The sequence below is a fragment of the Spiroplasma endosymbiont of Notiophilus biguttatus genome (genome assembly GCF_964030985.1).
Lineage (GTDB): Bacteria > Bacillota_I > Bacilli_A > Mycoplasmatales > VBWQ01 > Spiroplasma_E > Spiroplasma_E ixodetis_A.
Genome location: NZ_OZ034993.1, coordinates 195777 through 217890 on the forward strand (window position 1 = coordinate 195777; position 22114 = coordinate 217890).

General features: G+C 24.0%; 23 protein-coding genes and 2 pseudogenes. 8 read left to right on the plus strand and 17 right to left on the minus strand.

Annotated elements, in window-relative coordinates; genetic code table 4:
- Positions 1-46: 46 nt before the first annotated feature.
- From AAHM85_RS01235 to AAHM85_RS01250, 4 genes are read right to left on the minus strand one after another with little or no spacing between them, the layout of a single operon-like run.
- Positions 47-2449 (minus strand): extracellular solute-binding protein, encoded by a 2403-nt coding sequence (locus AAHM85_RS01235; RefSeq protein ID WP_342260677.1) that lies wholly within the window; start codon positions 2447-2449, stop codon positions 47-49.
- Complete coding sequence (potB, locus tag AAHM85_RS01240; RefSeq protein ID WP_342260678.1) at positions 2449-3555, minus strand: spermidine/putrescine ABC transporter permease; 1107 nt, start codon at positions 3553-3555, stop codon at positions 2449-2451. Before potB ends, AAHM85_RS01235 begins: the two co-directional genes overlap by 1 nt.
- A gap of 1 nt (position 3556) precedes the next feature.
- Positions 3557-4609, minus strand: coding sequence for a spermidine/putrescine ABC transporter ATP-binding protein (gene potA, locus AAHM85_RS01245; protein ID WP_342260679.1), 1053 nt, complete (start codon positions 4607-4609; stop codon positions 3557-3559).
- Positions 4610-4629: 20 nt separating this feature from the next.
- Entirely contained in the window at positions 4630-5163 is a 534-nt protein-coding gene (locus AAHM85_RS01250) for an XRE family transcriptional regulator (protein WP_342260680.1), read from the minus strand.
- 168 nt (positions 5164-5331) lie between these two features.
- On the opposite strand from AAHM85_RS01250, the gene AAHM85_RS01255 reads away from it, so the two are divergent.
- Positions 5332-6210 (plus strand): IS1595 family transposase, encoded by an 879-nt coding sequence (locus AAHM85_RS01255; RefSeq protein WP_342260681.1) that lies wholly within the window; start codon positions 5332-5334, stop codon positions 6208-6210.
- 3 nt (positions 6211-6213) lie between these two features.
- Here AAHM85_RS01255 and AAHM85_RS01260 read toward each other — a convergent pair whose 3' ends face one another.
- From AAHM85_RS01260 to AAHM85_RS01290, 7 genes and pseudogenes are all read right to left on the minus strand, one after another.
- A complete protein-coding gene (locus AAHM85_RS01260) occupies positions 6214-7263 on the minus strand; it encodes a hypothetical protein (RefSeq protein WP_342260682.1) in 1050 nt (349 codons plus the stop codon).
- A gap of 636 nt (positions 7264-7899) precedes the next feature.
- Positions 7900-8070: a hypothetical protein gene (locus AAHM85_RS01265; protein WP_342260683.1), complete on the minus strand. Its 171-nt coding sequence runs from the start codon at positions 8068-8070 to the stop codon at positions 7900-7902.
- A 202-nt stretch (positions 8071-8272) separates the two neighbouring features.
- A complete protein-coding gene (locus tag AAHM85_RS01270) occupies positions 8273-8539 on the minus strand; it encodes a hypothetical protein (RefSeq protein WP_342260684.1) in 267 nt (88 codons plus the stop codon).
- 250 nt (positions 8540-8789) lie between these two features.
- Entirely contained in the window at positions 8790-9668 is an 879-nt protein-coding gene (locus AAHM85_RS01275) for an IS1595 family transposase (RefSeq protein ID WP_342260685.1), read from the minus strand.
- 74 nt (positions 9669-9742) lie between these two features.
- Positions 9743-10540, minus strand: a pseudogene (locus AAHM85_RS01280) (IS5 family transposase).
- Between the two features lie 54 nt (positions 10541-10594).
- Positions 10595-10747, minus strand: coding sequence for a hypothetical protein (locus tag AAHM85_RS01285; protein WP_342260686.1), 153 nt, complete (start codon positions 10745-10747; stop codon positions 10595-10597).
- A 26-nt stretch (positions 10748-10773) separates the two neighbouring features.
- Complete coding sequence (locus AAHM85_RS01290) at positions 10774-11289, minus strand: hypothetical protein (protein ID WP_342260687.1); 516 nt, start codon at positions 11287-11289, stop codon at positions 10774-10776.
- 211 nt (positions 11290-11500) lie between these two features.
- Between AAHM85_RS01290 and AAHM85_RS01295 the strand changes: the two genes are divergently transcribed.
- Positions 11501-11878: an IS1595 family transposase gene (locus AAHM85_RS01295; protein WP_342260688.1), complete on the plus strand. Its 378-nt coding sequence runs from the start codon at positions 11501-11503 to the stop codon at positions 11876-11878.
- Here AAHM85_RS01295 and AAHM85_RS01300 read toward each other — a convergent pair.
- Positions 11868-12362, minus strand: coding sequence for a transposase family protein (locus AAHM85_RS01300; protein WP_342260689.1), 495 nt, complete (start codon positions 12360-12362; stop codon positions 11868-11870). The two genes, AAHM85_RS01295 and AAHM85_RS01300, sit on opposite strands and share 11 nt — an antisense overlap.
- 4 nt (positions 12363-12366) lie before the next feature.
- Positions 12367-12714 carry a transposase family protein gene (locus AAHM85_RS01305; protein WP_342260488.1) on the minus strand — a complete coding sequence of 116 codons (348 nt, stop codon included), beginning with the start codon at positions 12712-12714 and terminating at the stop codon, positions 12367-12369.
- Between the two features lie 88 nt (positions 12715-12802).
- Between AAHM85_RS01305 and AAHM85_RS01310 the strand changes: the two genes are divergently transcribed.
- Complete coding sequence (locus tag AAHM85_RS01310; RefSeq protein ID WP_342261683.1) at positions 12803-13312, plus strand: IS1595 family transposase; 510 nt, start codon at positions 12803-12805, stop codon at positions 13310-13312.
- On the opposite strand, the gene AAHM85_RS01315 is transcribed toward AAHM85_RS01310, so the two are convergent.
- Both AAHM85_RS01315 and AAHM85_RS01320 read right to left on the minus strand, forming a co-directional pair.
- On the minus strand, positions 13309-13731 hold the full coding sequence (locus AAHM85_RS01315; protein ID WP_342260690.1) for a hypothetical protein: 423 nt from the start codon (positions 13729-13731) through the stop codon (positions 13309-13311). The two genes, AAHM85_RS01310 and AAHM85_RS01315, sit on opposite strands and share 4 nt — an antisense overlap.
- A gap of 77 nt (positions 13732-13808) precedes the next feature.
- Positions 13809-15311 carry a hypothetical protein gene (locus tag AAHM85_RS01320; protein ID WP_342260691.1) on the minus strand — a complete coding sequence of 501 codons (1503 nt, stop codon included), beginning with the start codon at positions 15309-15311 and terminating at the stop codon, positions 13809-13811.
- A gap of 264 nt (positions 15312-15575) precedes the next feature.
- Between AAHM85_RS01320 and AAHM85_RS01325 the strand changes: the two are divergent.
- Positions 15576-16364, plus strand: a pseudogene (locus AAHM85_RS01325) (IS5 family transposase).
- Positions 16365-16755: 391 nt separating this feature from the next.
- Here the strand turns inward: AAHM85_RS01325 and AAHM85_RS01330 are convergent.
- A complete protein-coding gene (locus AAHM85_RS01330) occupies positions 16756-17463 on the minus strand; it encodes an IS1595 family transposase (protein ID WP_342260692.1) in 708 nt (235 codons plus the stop codon).
- Between the two features lie 122 nt (positions 17464-17585).
- Between AAHM85_RS01330 and AAHM85_RS01335 the strand changes: the two genes are divergently transcribed.
- Positions 17586-17831: a hypothetical protein gene (locus AAHM85_RS01335; RefSeq protein WP_342260693.1), complete on the plus strand. Its 246-nt coding sequence runs from the start codon at positions 17586-17588 to the stop codon at positions 17829-17831.
- A gap of 125 nt (positions 17832-17956) precedes the next feature.
- Entirely contained in the window at positions 17957-19237 is a 1281-nt protein-coding gene (locus tag AAHM85_RS01340) for an IS3 family transposase (protein ID WP_342260694.1), read from the plus strand.
- A 162-nt stretch (positions 19238-19399) separates the two neighbouring features.
- Here AAHM85_RS01340 and mnmA read toward each other — a convergent pair whose 3' ends face one another.
- A complete protein-coding gene (gene mnmA / locus AAHM85_RS01345) occupies positions 19400-20515 on the minus strand; it encodes a tRNA 2-thiouridine(34) synthase MnmA (RefSeq protein WP_342260695.1) in 1116 nt (371 codons plus the stop codon).
- 217 nt (positions 20516-20732) lie between these two features.
- On the opposite strand from mnmA, the gene AAHM85_RS01350 reads away from it, so the two are divergent.
- Together AAHM85_RS01350 and AAHM85_RS01355 are read left to right on the plus strand one after the other, a co-directional pair.
- Positions 20733-21584 (plus strand): transposase, encoded by an 852-nt coding sequence (locus tag AAHM85_RS01350; protein ID WP_342260696.1) that lies wholly within the window; start codon positions 20733-20735, stop codon positions 21582-21584.
- Positions 21547-22014 carry an IS3 family transposase gene (locus AAHM85_RS01355; RefSeq protein WP_342260697.1) on the plus strand — a complete coding sequence of 156 codons (468 nt, stop codon included), beginning with the start codon at positions 21547-21549 and terminating at the stop codon, positions 22012-22014. Before AAHM85_RS01350 ends, AAHM85_RS01355 begins: the two co-directional genes overlap by 38 nt.
- Positions 22015-22114 lie beyond the last annotated feature (100 nt).

Here is a 22114-nt window from a genome sequence, read left to right on the forward strand (position 1 = left end):
AAGAATTAAGTGTTAACCAATAAGCGTAAAATTCCGATTTATTTTATTAACGTGCTAATAATCTATTATAAGCAGTTTGCATTTGTGGGTCAAAACTACGAGTATATAAACCATTAAAATATCCTTCGTGATGATTTTTTGGATCTAATGGATCGGGTAATTGACCATTTTTTGGAATATATACATGCTTTCAAATTTCTGCTGAAAAATTAGTACTAACTTCATCCATAGCTGCTTGTAAAGGTGAGGTATAACCAAATTCACTACTTAAATCAACTTGTGTTTGTTTTTGCATTATATAATTAATAAATTTAAAAGCTAAATCTTTATGAGGAGAATCTTTACTAATTACCATATCATCATTTCAAACATTAGTCCCCATATATGGTCTAACAACAAGGTACTTACCATTATAACAATCAGGATCATCAGCAATTGCAGATAATAAATCACCATTATACATCATTGCTATATCCCACTTATTTTCATTACTAATTTCATCAACAATATCATCATTTAATAATTTTGTATTTTTATTTTTGATAACTGGTTCTAACCAGTCACTTGCATCTTTAATTTCAATTGGACTATGAGCATTAATATTATCATGAAAATCATTTCCTACTTGATTATATTGACCTGAACCGTTATTTTTTCCTCATTTATTCTTATAGTGTAAATCAGTAAGCGCAGTCATAAATAAGTTATGCATATCATCATTTAAAACGATACGTTTAGCTAATTTTGCAGCCTTTGTTAAAACACTTCATTGAACATTTGAACCATCAGCTTTAATACCAAGATCACTTAGATTATTTGCATTAGTAGTATTAATTACTAATACAACATCACCTCAAAAATAAGGAATACTATAACTATTTAAACCAAATTCATTTAAAATTCCATCACTATTTTCAACTTGATATTTATTCATTAATTCATATAAATCATGATTAATATCTTCTTTTGGATTAAAATCAATTCTACTATCATACTCAATATCACCTGCAGAATTTTTTGTTGCAATTGGAAAAAGTCTATCTTCACTTGCTAATTTAGCCACCATATAATCACTAGGAACCATTACATCATAACTAGTAGTATATAATTTAGCATACAATGATTCATTATCATCAAAAGTTGAATATTTTATTTTAACTTGATATTTATTTTCAAATTCTTTTAAAATATTAGGATTCATATATTCTCCTCAATTAGCAATTGATAAATCATAAACATTAGTAAAAATGTAGAAAGCACCCAAACTAATAAAACTTGATAGTAAGATGATACTAATCATAATTAATTTTCACGGTCATAGTAAAAAACGATATTTTTCTCTTCTTAATTTTGAGCGTTCTTCTTTTAACTCTTTCTTTTTTTTAATCTTATTCTTTATATGTTCAATTCAAATTGATTCCATTTCAAGTTTTGTTTCAAGTTTAGAAATTTGATTAATAAGTTTCGGGTGATTTTTAATATAATCTTGAATTTTAATAATATCTTGCTCAGTTACAATTTCAAAATTACCATCACTATATAATGATTTACGTTTTCTACCTTTACTCTTAACCTTTTTATAGTTAAAACCATTTAATTGTAAATAATATTTAGTTAACAACTTCTCAGTTTTAATAATTTTTTTATCATGATAAATACCTTTATCAATTTTTTCATTACGTTGTTTAATTTGTTTTTTGCAAAGAATATAAGTATTTCAAGAAATAATAAGTACTGCAATTAATAAAACAATTATTGTTGAAAAAGCATTAATATAAGGTTTAATTCGTTTTAAAGAATAAATAAAAGTTGAGACGTTAGAAGTATTACCGCCAGTAAAATAAGAAATTAAAAAATCATCAAAACTCATAGCAAAAGCAATAGCTGCTCCAGCAATTATTGCTTGTTTAATTGTTGGTAATACAATTTTACGTAACGTATATCAAGGTGTCGCACCTAAATCTTGACTTGCTTCTAATTGTGACATATTTATTGATCTAATTTTTGGTAAAACAGTAATAATAACATAAGGAATATTAAAAGAAATATGAGCGAAAATTAATGTTCCAAGACCAAAACTAAAACCAAATGCCATAAATAATAACATTAAAGAAACAGCAGTAACAATATCAGCATTAACTAAAGGAATATTAGTAATCCCTAAAGTAATATTACGTGTTATTTTTTTTGTTTTACTTAAACCCAAAGCAGCAAACGTACCAATAATAACAGCAACAAAAGTAGAAATAAAAGCAACAATTAATGTTACACTAACTGATTCTCAAAGTTCGCTTTGTTGAAATAAATCGTAATAAGGTTGTAATGATCAAGAATTTCAACTGCGAACTGAATCGCCACCATTAAAAGAGAATATCATTAAAACTAAAATTGGAGTATAAAATAATAAAAAGATAATAGCTAAATAACTATTTTTAAAAAAAGATTTCATTAATTAATACTTCCTATTTTTTTACCAGTAGCTCAACTACCAATCGCTTTTAAAGTAAAAATAATAATTAAAACAATAATACCTAAAATAACAGAAATAGCAGCACCATAAGCAAAATTAGCACCACGATAAAAATATGACTCAATAATATTTGCAATTAAAATAGTTTTTCCTTCACCAATATATTTAACTACTACTAGTGAAGTCATAGCACTTAATACCATCAAAGTAAAACCAGAAACAATACCAGGTACTGAAAAACGAAAGGTAACTTTTCAAAATGTTTTCATCTTAGAAGCTCCTAAATCTTGACTTGCTTCTAATAAATTACGATCTGTTTTTTCTAAAGAATTATAAATTGGTAAAATAACAAAAGGCATAAACATATAAACCATTGCTAAAATAATACCAATTGGAGTTCCTAATAAAACATTAGGACCTAAAATACTAAAGATAATCTGTAATCCAATTGTACGTAATAAAATATTAATTCAAATTGGTAAAGTAACTAAAACTCAAATATTTTTTGAAGCAATTTTTGTTGACATAAAAGCCATAATATAAGCAATGGGATAACCAAAAATAACAGCAATTAAAGTGGCAACAAATGAATAACCAATTGAACGTAATAGAACCATAACATAACTATTTTCTTTAAAAAAATCATTAAAATTACTAAATGTAAATCGAAATATTCAAGCATTATTAGTTGCTTTAATAATTGAATATAAAATTACAATTAATAATGGTAATACAATTAAAATTATCATCACCAATAAATACGGATAAGCAAGCGTAACTCATGATTTAAAACCAAAATTTACTGATTTATCTTTGATTTTATTTTTAATAAAACTTACTTTTTGCTTTGTTTTTTTTCAACATAACAATGTTTTTTTCTTTTTTACTCGTTTCATTTTTAATTCTTTATTTTTTGCTACTTCTTGTAAAGAAACATTATTTTTTTTAAATTTAAACCATTTTTTAAAGCTATACTTTTTTTTATTTTGATTATCAATAATTTTTTCTGGATTTGAATTATTAACTAACATATCTTGTGATTTTAAAATTTGTGTTTTAATATTACGTTTAAACAAATTTTTCATTTTACTCTTCAATTTCCTTTCACATAACATGAATATCTTCAACATTTCATTTTAAACCAACACGGTTACCTACTTCAAAATTATCAGTAGTATGAACTATCCATTTGCGTTTATTAGCAATAATTTCAATTTCTCATAATAATCCTTTAAAAGCAATAGTTTTAATAGTTCCATCAAAAAAACCACTACCTGCATTAACTAAATCAATATCTTCTGGTCGAATAACAATATCAATATTACGTTCTTGTTCACCAAAACCAGTATCAGAGCATGCAAATTTTTTACCATCAAAACGAACACAATAATCATTAACAAATATACCATTTTCAATAACATTCGAGCTACCAACAAATTGTGATGTTCATTTATTTTCAGGTTCATTGTAAATATCTTGTGGTGTCCCAATTTGTTGAATTTGACCTTGATTTAAAACAACTACCCGATCTGACATAATAAATGCTTCTTCTTGATCATGAGTAATAAAGATAAAAGTAATATTAATTTCTTCTTGAATTTTTTTTAATTCTACTTGCATTTGTTGACGTAATTTCAAATCCAAAGCAGCAAAAGGTTCATCTAATAATAAAATTTTAGGATTAAGAACTAATGCTCTAGCCACTGCTACTCTTTGTTTTTGACCACCAGATAAATCATTAACATCTTTATCTTCCATACCATTTAATTTAACCAAATCTAAAGCTTTTTTAACTTCTTTTTTGATTTTTTCACGATCAATTTTTCTTAACTTTAAACCATAAGCAATATTATCAAAAACATTTAAATGTGGAAATAAAGCATAATTTTGAAAAATAGTATTTATTTCTCTTTTATGAATTGGAATTTTAGTTAAATCCTTACTTTTAAACAATAATTGACCATTGTTTGGTTGTTCAAAACCAGCAATAATCCTTAATAATGTTGTTTTACCACAACCACTAGGGCCAAGAATGGTAAGAAATTCACCTTCATGAATATTTAAACTAATTCCTTTTAAAACAACTTTACCATCATATTCTTTGGTAATATTACGTAATTCTAAAATATTTACACTCATAATTTCCTCCTTTAAATGGTTTAAAAAATTGGCGGATTTGAAACTCATAAAATAGTTGCAATTGAATTATTGGGATTTTCTAAATAATGTTTTTCATTACCTTTAATATAAAATGCTTCATTAGCTACTGCTTTTACTCTAGTTCCACCATAATGAACAAATACTGTTCCACTTAATACATATCCAAAGATCTGACCTTGAAATGGCGGAATTTTATTTGAATTACCAAATGGTTTTAAAGTTAAAATTACTGGTTCTAATGTTAATTTTTGAGCATTAGGAATAATTCATTTTATTTGATAATCTTCTTCGTCACTAACAGTAACATCTTGTGATTTAAAAACTATTTTTTCTTTTACTTCACCAGCAAAAAAAGTTGATAATGGACAATCAAAAATGTCTAAAATACTTTTTAGAGTTTCAATACTAGGTGAAGAAACATCATGCTCTAATTGACTAATAAATCCCTTTGATAAATCACAACGTTTCCCTAACTCTTCCATAGTTAAATTATGTTTCAATCTTAAAATTTTTAACTTTCTTCCAATTTTCATATTGATTATTTTCTCCTTTTGTTTATTTATACTAAACTTTAAGTTAAATAATACAAATAAAATTATATAATATTTTTTTAAAAAAAAACAATTATTTATTTTATTTATTAAAAATAAAATAAATATAAAATTATTAGTGTAAAAATGTATAATTAAAGGTGATTGAAAATGAATATTTTAGACATAATAAATAAATTTCCAAACCAAGAATCTTGTATAAAATTTTTAGAAGAAATAAGATGAAATAACAAACCAAAATGTCTTTTTTGTTTTAGTGAAAAAGTTAACTCTGTTTTAAAAGAGTCGCGTTATAAATGCAAAAAATGTCATAAGTCTTTTAGTGTAACTGCTCAAACTATTTTTCATCATACACGTGTACCACTTCAAAAGTGATTTATTTTAATAGTATTAATGGCTAATGCTAAAAAAAGTTTATCATCATCTCAAGCTTCAAGAGACTTAAATTTACGTTTAGCAACTGTATGAAAAATGATGCATAAAATTAGAAAGGCAAAGGCTAATGATGAGATTAAATTATTAGCAAAAATATTAGAGATGGATGAAACATATGTGGGTGGAAAACCGCGTAAATATAATGATGTTGATAATAAAAATAACTCATTACGTGGTAGAGGAACTAGTAAAGAGTGTGTTGTTGGCATTATTGAACGAAATGGTAATGTTAAATTATTTCATGCAAAAAATAAAAGTATTAAATCTGAAGATTTAATGAAAATAGTTAAAGAAAATGTTGATATTAACAATTCTATTCTTTTTACTGATGAATATCGTGGATATTATAAAATGAATAAAATTTTACCATATGAACAAGTTAATCACAAAAAATATTTTTCTTATAATGGTATTCATACAAATACAATAGAAAGTTTTTGAGCAATATTAAAAAGAGGTTTTATCGGCCAATTTCATTGAGTTTCAAAAAAATGACTCCAATCTTATTTAAATGAATTTTGTTTTAAATATAATAACCGTAAAGAAAAAATCACATTTAAAAATATCACAATTAAATTATTTATTAAGAATTAAGTGTTAACCAATAAGCGTAAAATTCCGAAAAACTTTACTAACAATTTCGCTTGTATTAGCAGAACCTAAATCTGATTGAATAGTCGTAAAATTACATTGTTTAGCACTCGCTAATTCTATTTGATTAACCACATTTAACACAGTTTTGGCATTTTCACTTTTGTTTATTTTTCAGCCAACAATTGAATTACTGTACATATCAGTAGCAAAAACAACTAATAATTTTGTTTTTTTATCACCAATAATTATATTTTTAAATCATGTGCCATCCATACCAACTTTTTCAAGAAAGTTATTACTTGAAAAATTACGTTTTAATAAATCTTTATTATTTTTTAAATCACTATTTTCTACTACTCTATTTGTTGATTTAGATTCTAATAATAATTTAATATTATTATCTTTTAATATTTGTTTTATGCTTGTTTTACTGCATTTAAGACCTTTATTTTTTATTTTTAACTCTAATCTTACTTTTTCAAAACTAGTGATATTAATGTACTTTTTTTCATTTTTAATGAGAACTATTTTGTTTATTGCTTGTATCAAATTATCATTAATTTTTGATTGATATTGCTTTTTACCTTTTTTTACTCATAAATAGTATGCTGTTTTGCTAATAGCTATGTAAACAATAATTTTATTTAATTGATGACCTTTTTGCTTATATTTTTCTACTATTAAAAAACACTTATATTTTAATAATTTACTATTTTTTCCCCTTGTTAATTTCTTTTCACAGGCTAATTGCTCCTTTAAAAGTTCTTTTTCAACCTCATCTTTTAAAGCTTGTTTTCTAAGTTTATCAATTTCTTTGTTTAATAGTTTAATTTCAATATCTTTCTTATCGATCCTGTGAGAAGTTTGGGATTTAGAAATTTTGGTGAATGCATTTTCACCTTTAATTTGATATTGGTTAACCCAATTATAAATTAATACTGGAGTTGATAATTTATATTTGACTTGAATTTCATGTATTTTTAGTTTTTTATCAACTAAATACTCATTAACAACGGCTAATTTTGTTTCTTTTGAATAAACTTTATAATTCATAATTTCTCCTTCTGTATTAATTATTTTTAATTATATTACAGATTGAAAATATTAATTGGTAAACTTAAGTGACTGATGCCCAATTTAATGATAACAATAACTTTAATAATAGTAGGTTTTCTCATTTACTGTATTTTTTAAAAAACATTTATTCAAAATATTAAAATAATGTATAATAAAAACTCTTATGAAAATGAAAATTCTCAAATTTACATAATTAAATTGGTAGCTAATTAAAAAATTACCCTAATTGGTAACTTTTTTGGGAACCTCCCAACCAAACCATAACAATTTTAATTAAAACTGCTTCTCAATCTTTTTAAATGTCCCTTTCTTCGTTAAAAATCAACCTAAAAAAAATTACAAATATCGTTGCTAAAATTGCACTTCAAAATCCTCAAGCTTTTAATGTATTTATAACAGCTTGACCAACATCAGCTTGTAAATAAATTGCATATTTCTTTCTATTTCTCCCTTCTTTAATACTTTCTCCTTTCTCTAATCTAAGTATTTTGTAACTACTTATGTGTTATTATATAACTTTCAAATAAAAAATAAAACTAATTTACCAAATTTTCAATATTGTGTATAGAATAATAAATCTGGTAAATTAAAGTTGTAATACTTTTTTTAAAGTTAAAAACCCATTCTTTTCATAGTTCTAACTGGTGATTTTTGTCTATTATCTTCTTCTGCAATAAATCCATTTACTCTAGTTTCACTAGCTTTTTTTTCTAATTCTTTTAGTTTATTTTTTTCATTCTTGAAATTCTGATCATATTTCTTTTGTTTTTTCTTCGTATTCAATTTGATACTTTTCTTTTTTATTTTCAGTAAAAACATCTTTTATTTTTTTTATATGTTTAGATTCTAAATATTTTGAAAATGCAATATTTTCTTGTCATTTTTGGTTTCATTGATTGATTGGGCATATTTTTTTGAAAACTTATTTCTTTTAAACTTTCAATTTAATTCTTTTTTTTAAAGTTTTAAAAGTTTTTGGTTCATTTTATTCTCTAGTTTGTTGCAAACAATTTAAAATTCTTTCTTCTATTGTTTCTTTTGAATTTAAAGATATGTCTTTTAAATATTGAACTTCTTCTTCTAAATTATTTCATTTATTTTCTAGTTCTTTTATTTTTTGTTCTAATTCAATTTGAGACTTATCTTTTTCATTTGGAAACATTATTTTTCTTAATTTTTTAGCACATTCACATAAATTTTTGTAACAAATGCCAGCAACAATACCCGCAATAGTAAAAGGTAATCAACCCATAAGAGTACTTGACACAACAAATGTACTAATTATTGGTGTGATAATTATTTTAGCAATAGGAGATGTAGCACCCCACGCAATAAAAAACATTAAACCATGAAAAATCTTTCATATACACCTTTTAAAATTCAATATTTATCTTGTACTTCTTCTGTAATATTTTCTTGTTTTTGATTTGTAATAGTTCTTAGAACCTGTTTAGAATCTTTTTAATAAAATTGAACGGAATTTTACGCTTATTGGTTAACACTTAATTCTTAATAAATAATTTAATTATGATATTTTTAAATGTGATTTTTTCTTTACGGTTATTATATTTAAAACAAAATTCATTTAAATAAGATTGGAGTCATTTTTTTGAAACTCAATGAAATTGGCCGATAAAACCTCTTTTTAATATTGCTCAAAAACTTTCTATTGTATTTGTATGAATACCATTATAAGAAAAATATTTTTTGTGATTAACTTGTTCATATGGTAAAATTTTATTCATTTTATAATATCCACGATATTCATCAGTAAAAAGAATAGAATTGTTAATATCAACATTTTCTTTAACTATTTTCATTAAATCTTCAGATTTAATACTTTTATTTTTTGCATGAAATAATTTAACATTACCATTTCGTTCAATAATGCCAACAACACACTCTTTACTAGTTCCTCTACCACGTAATGAGTTATTTTTATTATCAACATCATTATATTTACGCGGTTTTCCACCCACATATGTTTCATCCATCTCTAATATTTTTGCTAATAATTTAATCTCATCATTAGCCATTGCCTTTCTAATTTTATGCATCATTTTTCATACAGTTGCTAAACGTAAATTTAAGTCTCTTGAAGCTTGAGATGATGATAAACTTTTTTTAGCATTAGCCATTAATACTATTAAAATAAATCACTTTTGAAGTGGTACACGTGTATGATGAAAAATACTTTGAGCAGTTACACTAAAAGACTTATGACATTTTTTGCATTTATAACGCGACTCTTTTAAAACAGAGTTAACTTTTTCACTAAAACAAAAAAGACATTTTGGTTTGTTATTTCATCTTATTTCTTCTAAAAATTTTATACAAGATTCTTGGTTTGGAAATTTATTTATTATGTCTAAAATATTCATTTTCAATCACCTTTAATTAGATTTTATTTTACTAATATCTAATTATAGTTTTCAGAAATAATAATGTATATAAGTTATTGCCAATAAACGTAAAATTCCGAAATTGAAATAAAGGAAAGAACAACCATTTGTAAACTAGTATTTAATTTTCTTTCACAATTTTTTCATAATCTTCTACATTTTTCTAATCAAGCAAAACTTCGCTCTACAACTCATCTTTTTGGTAATACTACAAAAGAATGTAATTCATTACGTTTTACAACTTCAACATTCGCATTTATAATTGTTTTGATTGCAGAAGCAAATTTTTCACTAGTATAACCAGCATCTACTATTATTTTTTGAATTGTAGAAAGATTTTCTTTTTCATTTTGAATCATTATTATAGCACTATTACGATCTGTTTTTTCTGTTGTAGTTACGTAAATTGCATGTGGTAAACCTTGAGAATCAACAGCAATATGACGTTTTATTCCTGAAATCTTTTTACCAGCATCATAACCTTTGTTTTTAGTAGTATCTGTATTTTAACACTTTGTGAATCAATTATACAAAAACTGGTTTTTTCTTTTCGATGATTATTGATACGAACTTTTCTAACTAATTTTTTTTAAAATTAATTGTCATATGCTAGGTTCTTTACCATTATTTTTACTTCAAATTTGAAAATAATAATATACAGTTTGTCATTTTGGAAAATTTTTTGGTAACATTCTTCATTGACAACCACTTTTTAATACATATAAAACTGCACAAAATACTTCATATAAATCTAAATTTCTTGGTTTTGTTTTCTTTTTGACATTTTCTAAAATTAATCTTATGTTCTCAAATTTTTCTTTAGTGACATGACTTGGATAATTTTTATGCATATATACCTCTTATTTTACAATATATAGTAATTTTACCTTATTCTCTAAAAGATTCTAAACAGGTTCTAATACTTCCTTAACACCAGGTCCATAAGGTGCTGTTGTTGTGGGTGGTTGAGCATATGATTGAATTTTAACAATTTCTTTTATTTTTGTTAGTGCTTGCGGAAAATATTTTTCCTTTAGCAATTTTTCATTGAATTCCATATTTATTCACTCCTTGATATATAAATTTAAATAGTAGTATTAGTTATAATATCAACTATTAAATCATTTAACAATAATCAGGAACTATTTGTGCAAGATAAATGATTATTTTTTATTTTTATTTGTTTATTTTTGATTAATTTACTAATCAGTGGCTGCTCTAGAATATTATCACTTTTGTTAAATTTTATTCCCTTTTTTAGTAATAAACCTTGTATTAATTTTTGAATTAAAATTTCATTTGTTGATAAAATACTATTTTTTTGATTGTTATTATTAATGTTATTGCTATTAGTAATTATTATTGCTTTATGTTCTGTTTTAATATGTGAAACAGCATTTGGACCAATTCCATAATAGTTTTCTAATAAACAATATGCAATAATATATTTTGATTGATTATTAGCATTTTTACTATAACTATAGTATTCATAGTTATCATATTTTTGCTTTTTTAAGAAATTATTAATGTATCTTTTAATAGTAAGATTTTGTTTGTGATTATAACTATCATAGCTAATATGAGGTGTTTTTAATTGCATACATATTTGTAAATCATTATTAACATCAATTACTGTTTGATGAGGAAAATTATATTTTAAATCAATTGAGAAATTATTAATTTTTAAGTTAATAGCATCATTAATAATTTTCGGAATTTTACGTTTATTGGCAATAACTTATATACATTATTATTTCTGAAAACTATAATTAGATATTAGTAAAATAAAATCTAATTAAAGGTGATTGAAAATGAATATTTTAGACATAATAAATAAATTTCCAAACCAAGAATCTTGTATAAAATTTTTAGAAGAAATAAGATGAAATAACAAACCAAAATGTCTTTTTTGTTTTAGTGAAAAAGTTAACTCTGTTTTAAAAGAGTCGCGTTATAAATGCAAAAAATGTCATAAGTTTTTTAGTGTAACTGCTCAAACTATTTTTCATCATACACGTGTACCACTTCAAAAGTGATTTATTTTAATAGTATTAATGGCTAATGCTAAAAAAAGTTTATCATCATCTCAAGCTTCAAGAGACTTAAATTTACGTTTAGCAACTGTATGAAAAATGATGCATAAAATTAGAAAGGCAATGGCTAATGATGAGATTAGACTTACTGCATAACGTTTTTAAGTTTTAATGATAAATTATAAAATCCTGCAATTAAATTAAATCTTAAAAATATTCGTTTTCTGGCTTTTCTAAATTTATAACCAATAATCTTAAAACATTTTAAAAATGCAAAAACATGTTCAATTTTTCTACGAGTTTTATTAATAATCTTATTAAAGATTTTGGTTTTATTTGTTTTAGGATTATTTTTGCTAATTTTAATGGGTAAAAATGTAGTAGCATGAATTTTTTGTAAACCTTGATAACCTTTATCTGCAAGAATTATAGTTTCTGGTAAAAACTTTAACTTTGAATTCTTAAAAGTTTTAAAATCATGATTTTTACCAATATCAGAAAAAATATTTAAAATTTCATTAGTATTTGCATTAATTACGGTTTGAAACTTAACAGTATGCATTCATTTTTTACCAGAAAATCAATCTTTTTGGTTATATTTTGGTCGTTCTGTTTCTACCTCTGTTACATCAATTATCAAAATTTTATTTTTTAATTCTTCTTTTTAAAAAAATATTTTTATTTGTTAAATTATTAAACTTATTATTCTTTATTAAAATATCTTCAATTGAACGAATATTTCGTAAAGCAGTAGTATCAACCATACCATACTCAGCACCAATACTATGATATGTACGATTTTCATATAAATATCTTAAACTCATTACTAGTCGATCTTCTATTGACATTTTATATGGCCTTCCACCAATAGTAGTTTTGAGTTTTTGATGTTCTAATAAAATATTTAAAATTTCGTTAAAAACGAGTTTATTAATACCCACTATTTTACGAAAATATTGATCAGATTTATCTTTTAATTCAAAATATGTCATAAAGTTTATCCTTAACTATTCAAATTTTATTTTAATAATAACAAAAAAATAAAAAGTTAACTAGTTATGCAGTAAGTCTATTAAATTATTAGCAAAAATATTAGAGATGGATGAAACATATGTGGGTGGAAAACCGCGTAAATATAATGATGTTGATAATAAAAATAACTCATTACGTGGTAGAGGAACTAGTAAAGAGTGTGTTGTTGGCATTATTGAACGAAATGGTAATGTTAAATTATTTCATGCAAAAAATAAAAGTATTAAATCTGAAGATTTAATGAAAATAGTTAAAGAAAATGTTGATATTAACAATTCTATTCTTTTTACTGATGAATATCGTGGATATTATAAAATGAATAAAATTTTACCATATGAACAAGTTAATCACAAAAAATATTTTTCTTATAATGGTATTCATACAAATACAATAGAAAGTTTTTGAGCAATATTAAAAAGAGGTTTTATCGGCCAATTTCATTGAGTTTCAAAAAAATGACTCCAATCTTATTTAAATGAATTTTGTTTTAAATATAATAACCGTAAAGAAAAAATCACATTTAAAAATATCACAATTAAATTATTTATTAAGAATTAAGTGTTAACCAATAAGCGTAAAATTCCGATAATTTTTATACTTTGTTGATAATTAAATTTGTTGTTTAATTGATTTTGAAAACTAATTATTTTTCAAATTAATCGTTTAATTTGAAATTTGGAAAATAATTGTAGAGTTGTGAAATTAGTATTATTAATAGTACATTCAAAGTTGTATTCTTTGATAGTGGTTGTCAATGGTTTAAGTAATATTAATAGTTGTTCTAAAAAATTAATTGGTAAAACTGACTTATTTTTGTTAGCAAGATAAATTGTTTTTAACTTTAATTGGTATTTATTTATTATATTTGTTAATTCTTTTTTAACACTTTCTATAAAATAAGAATGGTTACTATTTAATTCGTTTTTAAAATTAGGTATTTCTATATATAAATGTTCAATAGTAGTTTGTGTATTCATAAATAAATAATACTATATTTATTTTAAATTACTATTAAAATATTAAATATTACATATAATAAAAAAATATTTATTATTTATGTTCGTGCTTTTCAATGTTGTTCTTTTGCAATATTTTTATTTCCTTTTGAAGAAATTTTAGTTTTTCAAGAAGGATAATTTTCACCTTTACTTTTTGCATTAACAATATTCATTGGATCTAGATTATATAATTCAGTTGTTCCTTGTTGACTAGTAGGACGATGCAGAACAATAGTTCAAGAGTAAGTTTCTAAGTTATCTGCTGTGCTATAATCAGTGGTAAATGAATCACGAAACATTCAAGCACCACCATAATCTTTACGATATAATTTATCACTAACACCATCAATTATTTCCGCTTTTTCTCAAACAGCTTCAATTTGTTCTAATGTTCAATGGTGAGTAGTAACTTTTTGTACTTCGATTGTTTCTTTTTTTGTTTTTGTTTTTTCTATTATTGCTAGTGTTTCTTCAACAGTTATTGTTGTTGCTTGTTCATTAAAATTAGATGTTTCAGATTCAGAATAACTACTGTCTTTAACATCAAAACCACCTTCATTTTTTGGATGGTAGTTAGTTTCAGTATTAATATTACTTTCTGGTGTTGGTGATTTTGAATATATTGTTGTATCTTCTACACTTGTTTTTTCAACTGTTGGTTCTGAATATATTGTTGCATTTTCGATATTATCATTTATTTCTTCTTCATTCGTAATAGATTCGGATTTAAGATTAGTAAGAGTACCTGGTGTTGGTGAAACAGCTTCGGCATGATAGGCACCTTGAGTTGGTGTTTGTGATAGTTCATGATTAGTATAATGGACAGTTGCTGTTGAAGGGTTAGTAATTATTTTTTCTTGTGTTGGATCTTGCTTAAGAACGGTATTGTTAGTTTCTTGTTCTTTATTATTTTGAGGTATTGGTATTGGTACAACGTTAGGAAGCGTTATTGTATCATCAACTTCTTGTTTTGCTATTACTGTTTCTTGTTTTGCTTTTGGTTTAGCAATAGGCATTAATAGTGTATTTGATTTGTATTTAGAGGTAATATTAATAATTAATCAAAGACTGTGGATTAATAAAAGTATTGCAAATAGTTCAGCCAACATTCATGGTAAAAAAGCTATTAGAAAGTTACCGGTTGTATTTTTTATTTCGCCATCTTTTTTATTAGCTAGGAAAGTAAAAGTTTTAAATCTAAAAATAAAAAATACAATAAGAAAAATAACAAATATTGCTGAAAAAATAAAACTTATTAAGCAAAAAAGTGCTGATACACTATTTTTAGTTTTTAAAAAAATAAAAGGTACGACCACTAATGCTAAAGATAAACCAGAGACTATGAAAACAATAATACTTATTATATTGAAACTAATTTGTAAATTAGAATTAGGCTGTTGTGGATTATTGAATCATTTAATATAGTTATCAACTGCATCTCGACCAATAGTTGCTCATAAACCCCAACCTATCATTAAACTCGTAGTAATTAAAAGGCCGTTAATAAGAATTGTTAATTTGCTATATAGACCAATACGATAAATTTTTGGTTCTTTCATTGAACTAGAATTTATTTCCTCTATCATAAAAATACCCCAATCTATTTTTAATATACTTACTGTTTTTATAATTATATCAAATTAAAAATTAAGATAGTGTCGTATAATTAATTGGACTGGAAAAATGAATAATATTAATATATTATTCTATTAATATTGGTTTTTAAATAAAATGAAAGTGTTTTTATAAGATGATAAGAACCTGTTTAGAATCTTTTAGAGAATAAGGTAAAATTACTATATATTTTAAAATAAGAGGTATATATGCATAAAAATTATCCAAGTCATGTCACTAAAGAACAATTTGAGAACATAAGATTAATTTTAGAAAATGTCAAAAAGAAAACAAAACCAAGAAATTTAGATTTATATGAAGTATTTTGTGCAGTTTTATATGTATTAAAAAGTGGTTGTCAATGAAGAATGTTACCAAAAAATTTTCCAAAATGACAAACTGTATATTATTATTTTCAAATTTGAAGTAAAAATAATGGTAAAGAACCTAGTATATGACAATTAATTTTAAAAAAAATTAGTTAGAAAAGTTCGTATCAATAATCATCGAAAAGAAAAAACCAGTTTTTGTATAATTGATTCACAAAGTGTTAAAAATACAGATATTACTAAAAACAAAGGTTATGATGCTGGTAAAAAGATTTCAGGAATAAAACGTCATATTGCTGTTGATTCTCAAGGTTTACCACATGCAATTTACGTAACTACAGCAGAAAAACAGATCGTAATAGTGCTATAATAATGATTCAAAATGAAAAAGAAAATCTTTCTACAGTTCAAAAAATAATAGTAGATGCTGGTTATACTAGTGAAAAATTTGCTTCTGCAATCAAAACAATTATAAATGCGAATGTTGAAGTTGTAAAACGTAATGAATTACATTCTTTTGTAGTATTACCAAAAAGATGAGTTGTAGAGCAAAGTTTTGCTTGATTAGAAAAATGTAGAAGATTATGAAAAAATTGTGAAAGAAAATTAAATACTAGTTTACAAATGGTTGTTCTTTCCTTTATTTCAATTTTATTAAAAAGATTCTAAACAGGTTCTAATATTTACTTACATTTTATAGTGTTAATAAAATTAGTAACAAGCATATTTATTGATAGACTAAAAAAATAAACTATAATCTTAATTACTAATTTAATAAAAATTTTAGAGAAAAGGAAGATAAAAAGATATGTTAAATAAAATAAATAAAAATAATAATTTGCGAATAACTATGTTATTTAAATAATGAATTTATTAATAGTTAAAATATTAATTATTAATGGAGAACTTGGTCATATAATAAAATTACGCTTTTCTCCCTTTATGTACTATTTTTTAATTTTATGACATAAATGCTGAGAAAAGCGTATCTACGTATTTCTCCCCACATTTTTAAATTAAACATAGCATTACAATTTCAAAACTAGGTATCTTGTTGAATTTATATGCAGCTTCTTTGGCATATAAATTCAACATGATGTTTTGCAACTTTGATATGTGTTTTAAATGTTCTTCTTATATGTTTTCAAACTGATTCAATTTGATTGGTATTTACACCAGTTTTTGAAACATAACCATCTTGATGCTTAACTGTTTTATGTTTTGGGAAAACCAATTTGAAATCGCAATATCCTTTTCAATCATCAGTATATACATGACATTTTGAAGAAATGTGGCTTCTTGCAAAATTCAAAAGACTTTTACTCTTTGCATTTTTCAATACTTTCACAATTAAATTATTAGTTGTTTTTTCATAAATGCCAACAATCAATGTTTTATTTTTCAAGGATCTTCCTTGTTTTTTAAAAGCCATATGTGAAAGATACATTTCATCAATTTGCACTGTGCCTTCAACAATAAATTGAGGTTCTTGTTTTGCAATACGTGTTCTAATTTTATGATCCATTCTCCATGCTGTTTTTAAGGTCACTCCCAATTCTTTTGAAACATCAGTTGACGGAATTCCATGTTTGGTGTTTATTCATCTAAAGATGAGGTAAAATCATGATCTTAAAGATGTTTGTGACCTTAAAAATATGGTACCCGTGAGAATACTAAATGTTTGATTACATTTCAAACATCTTATTCTTTTTAAATCAGAAGTATTCAAATTAAAACTAGAACACCTAATACATTTGTTTTCTTTCAAATTTGCTATATATGCAAGACATTGCTATTCAGTTTAAAGCATTGTTGAACTCATTTAGTTTCATTGTTCCCTCCACAAGTACATGTGGGGAGAAGTCCGTAAAATTAAATAAGATTATTAATTTGAATGGAGAAAAAAGTCAAACAAAAGTTAGTCATTTAGATAGATTAAAGTTAAAAACATCACCTAATAAAAAAGCAGCTGCGTTAAAAATACTTTGAGTAGCAGCAACACAAGCATTTCGTAAAGAATTATCAACAGAAATAACTATTTCAAAGCAATTATTAGAACTAGAAAAAGAATGTTTACAATCAGTAGTATTGAATTTTATTAAAAAGATTCTAAGAACCTGTTTAGAATCTTTTTAATAAAGTTGAAATAAAGGAAAGAACAACCATTTGTAAACTAGTATTGGCATCAGTCACTTAAGTTTACCAATTAATATTTTCAATCTGTAATATAATTAAAAATAATTAATACAGAAGGAGAAATTATGAATTATAAAGTTTATTCAAAAGAAACAAAATTAGCCGTTGTTAATGAGTATTTAGTTGATAAAAAACTAAAAATACATGAAATTCAAGTCAAATATAAATTATCAACTCCAGTATTAATTTATAATTGGGTTAACCAATATCAAATTAAAGGTGAAAATGCATTCACCAAAATTTCTAAATCCCAAACTTCTCACAGGATCGATAAGAAAGATATTGAAATTAAACTATTAAACAAAGAAATTGATAAACTTAGAAAACAAGCTTTAAAAGATGAGGTTGAAAAAGAACTTTTAAAGGAGCAATTAGCCTGTGAAAAGAAATTAACAAGGGGAAAAAATAGTAAATTATTAAAATATAAGTGTTTTTTAATAGTAGAAAAATATAAGCAAAAAGGTCATCAATTAAATAAAATTATTGTTTACATAGCTATTAGCAAAACAGCATACTATTTATGAGTAAAAAAAGGTAAAAAGCAATATCAATCAAAAATTAATGATAATTTGATACAAGCAATAAACAAAATAGTTCTCATTAAAAATGAAAAAAAGTACATTAATATCACTAGTTTTGAAAAAGTAAGATTAGAGTTAAAAATAAAAAATAAAGGTCTTAAATGCAGTAAAACAAGCATAAAACAAATATTAAAAGATAATAATATTAAATTATTATTAGAACCTAAATCAACAAATAGAGTAGTAGAAAATAGTGATTTAAAAAATAATAAAGATTTATTAAAACGTAATTTTTCAAGTAATAACTTTCTTGAAAAAGTTGGTATGGATGGCACATGATTTAAAAATATAATTATTGGTGATAAAAAAACAAAATTATTAGTTGTTTTTGCTACTGATATGTACAGTAATTCAATTGTTGGCTGAAAAATAAACAAAAGTGAAAATGCCAAAACTGTGTTAAATGTGGTTAATCAAATAGAATTAGCGAGTGCTAAACAATGTAATTTTACGACTATTCAATCAGATTTAGGTTCTGCTAATACAAGCGAAATTGTTAGTAAAGTTTTTAATACAAGTACTAATCTAATTCACTCAAAAAGTCTATCAGGTTTTAAAGGTAATCAAGTTAGTGAATGTTTAAATCGTTGAATTAAAAGAGATTTTAAAATGATGTTTGGTAGCACTTTTGAAAGTATGGAAAGTTTTAATAAAATATTAGAAAAATTTATTAGATATTGAAACAATGATAGAATAGTTATTAGATTGAAAATGCCTCCAAATCAATTTGTACAGATTTGAAGACAAGAAAGTAAACTTATCTAACCAATGCCAATTTTATATTTTTAAAAACATAAAAAAGAAAATGCAATAAAAGTATCTAAAAACTAAAAAAATAGTTTAATAGTAATTTTTTAATCTTGATAATTATAAAAAATAATATGCAATTAAAAATTTTATTATTTATATTAGTTTTTTAATAATTGATTAGCGAAATATTTGGTCAATAACTCCACCACCAAGACAAATATCACCATCATAAAAAACAGCGGTTTGACCGGGCGTAATAGCGCGTATCTTTTCTGAAAATTCAACCTTAATTTCATCATTATTAATAAAATTAATAATAACAGCAACATCAGATTGACGATAGCGAAATTTTGCATTACCTTTTAAAGGGTTTTTTAATGTACTATTATTAATTCAATTCAATGATTTAACAGTACAACCGCTATTCATTAGTCATTTATTTTCATTATCATTAGCAACATAAAGGATATTATTAGTAACATCTTTTTCAACAACAAAATAAGGAACTTTCATTCCTGAAAGATTAATACCTTTTCTTTGACCAAATGTATAGTAGTAAACACCATTGTGATTACCAATAGTAGTTTTGGTATTAATATTAACAATTTTGCCAGGATTAACTGGTAAATAATTTGTTAAAAATGTTTGAAAATTACGATTACCAATAAAACATATGCCAGTAGAATCTTTTTTTGTTGCTGTTGGTAAGTTATATTTTTTTGCCAATTCCCTAACTTCAGTTTTAGTTTTGTTGCCTAAAGGAAATAAACTATATTTTAATTGTTTTTGTGTTAATTGACATAAAAAGTAACTTTGATCTTTATTATCATCAATTCCTTTTAATAACTGATATTGTTTAGTAATTGGATTGTAGTTAATTCGTGCATAGTGCCCCATTGCAATATAATCTGCTTGTAAATTTTTTTGTGCATATTTTAAAAAAGCATCGAATTTAATATATTTGTTACACAAAATATCGGGATTAGGAGTACGACTTTTTTTAAATTCTTCAAGAAAATAAGTAAAGACATTATCTCAATATTCCTTAACAAAATGAATTCTTTCTAATTTAATATTTAATTTTTGACAAACAGCTAAAGCATCAAGATAATCTTGTTCTTGTGGACAAATATCTTGATTATTGTTACCTTGTAAATCATTATTTAAAAGTGAATCTCAATTACGCATAAAAAGACCAATAACTTCATGGCCTTCTGCTTGTAAAAGTGCTGCTGTTACTGATGAATCAACACCACCACTCATACCAACAATAATGCGTTTTTTTTCTGTCATTTTATTGCTCCTTAATCCTTTTCATAAATGCTTAATAATTGTAACAAATATATAATAAATACCCAAATAAATATTTTTAAATTATTGAATTTACATATTGATTATTAAATGATAATCCTTTATACTAATGTTAAAACGGCATCAGTCACTTAAGTTTACCAATTAATATTTTCAATCTGTAATATAATTAAAAATAATTAATACAGAAGGAGAAATTATGAATTATAAAGTTTATTCAAAAGAAACAAAATTAGCCGTTGTTAATGAGTATTTAGTTGATAAAAAACTAAAAATACATGAAATTCAAGTCAAATATAAATTATCAACTCCAGTATTAATTTATAATTGGGTTAACCAATATCAAATTAAAGGTGAAAATGCATTCACCAAAATTTTTAAATCCCAAACTTCTCACAGTATCGATAAGAAAGATATTGAAATTAAACTATTAAACAAAGAAATTGATAAACTTAGAAAACAAGCTTTAAAAGATGAGGTTGAAAAAGAACTTTTAAAGGAGCAATTAGCCTGTGAAAAGAAATTAACAAGGGGAAAAAATAGTAAATTATTAAAATATAAGTGTTTTTTAATAGTAGAAAAATATAAGCAAAAAGGTCATCAATTAAATAAAATTATTGTTTACATAGCTATTAGCAAAACAGCATACTATTTATGAGTAAAAAAAGGTAAAAAGCAATATCAATCAAAAATTAATGATAATTTGATACAAGCAATAAACAAAATAGTTCTCATTAAAAATGAAAAAAAGTACATTAATATCACTAGTTTTGAAAAAGTAAGATTAGAGTTAAAAATAAAAAATAAAGGTCTTAAATGCAGTAAAACAAGCATAAAACAAATATTAAAAGATAATAATATTAAATTATTATTAGAACCTAAATCAACAAATAGAGTAGTAGAAAATAGTGATTTAAAAAATAATAAAGATTTATTAAAACGTAATTTTTCAAGTAATAACTTTCTTGAAAAAGTTGATATGGATGGCACATGATTTAAAAATATAATTATTGGTGATAAAAAAAACAAAATTATTAGTTGTTTTTGCTAATGATATGTACAGTAATTCAATTGTTGGCTGAAAAATAAACAAAAGTGAAAATGCCAAAACTGTGTTAAATGTGGTTAATCAAATAGAATTAGCGAGTGCTAAACAATGTAATTTTACGACTATTCAATCAGATTTAGGTTCTGCTAATACAAGCGAAATTGTTAGTAAAGTTTTTAATACAAGTACTAATCTAATTCATTCAAAAAGTCTATCAGGTTTTAAAGGTAATCAAGTTAGTGAATGTTTAAATCGTTGAATTAAAAGAGATTTTAAAATGATGTTTGGTAGCACTTTTGAAAGTATGGAAAGTTTTAATAAAATATTAGAAAAATTTGTTAGATATTGAAACAATGATAGAATAGTTATTAGATTGAAAATGCCTCCAAATCAATTTGTACAGATTTGAAGACAAGAAAGTAAACTTATCTAACCAATGCCCTTTTTGACATTTTCTAAAATTAATCTTATGTTCTCAAATTGTTCTTTAGTGACATGACTTGGATAATTTTTATGCATATATACCTCTTATT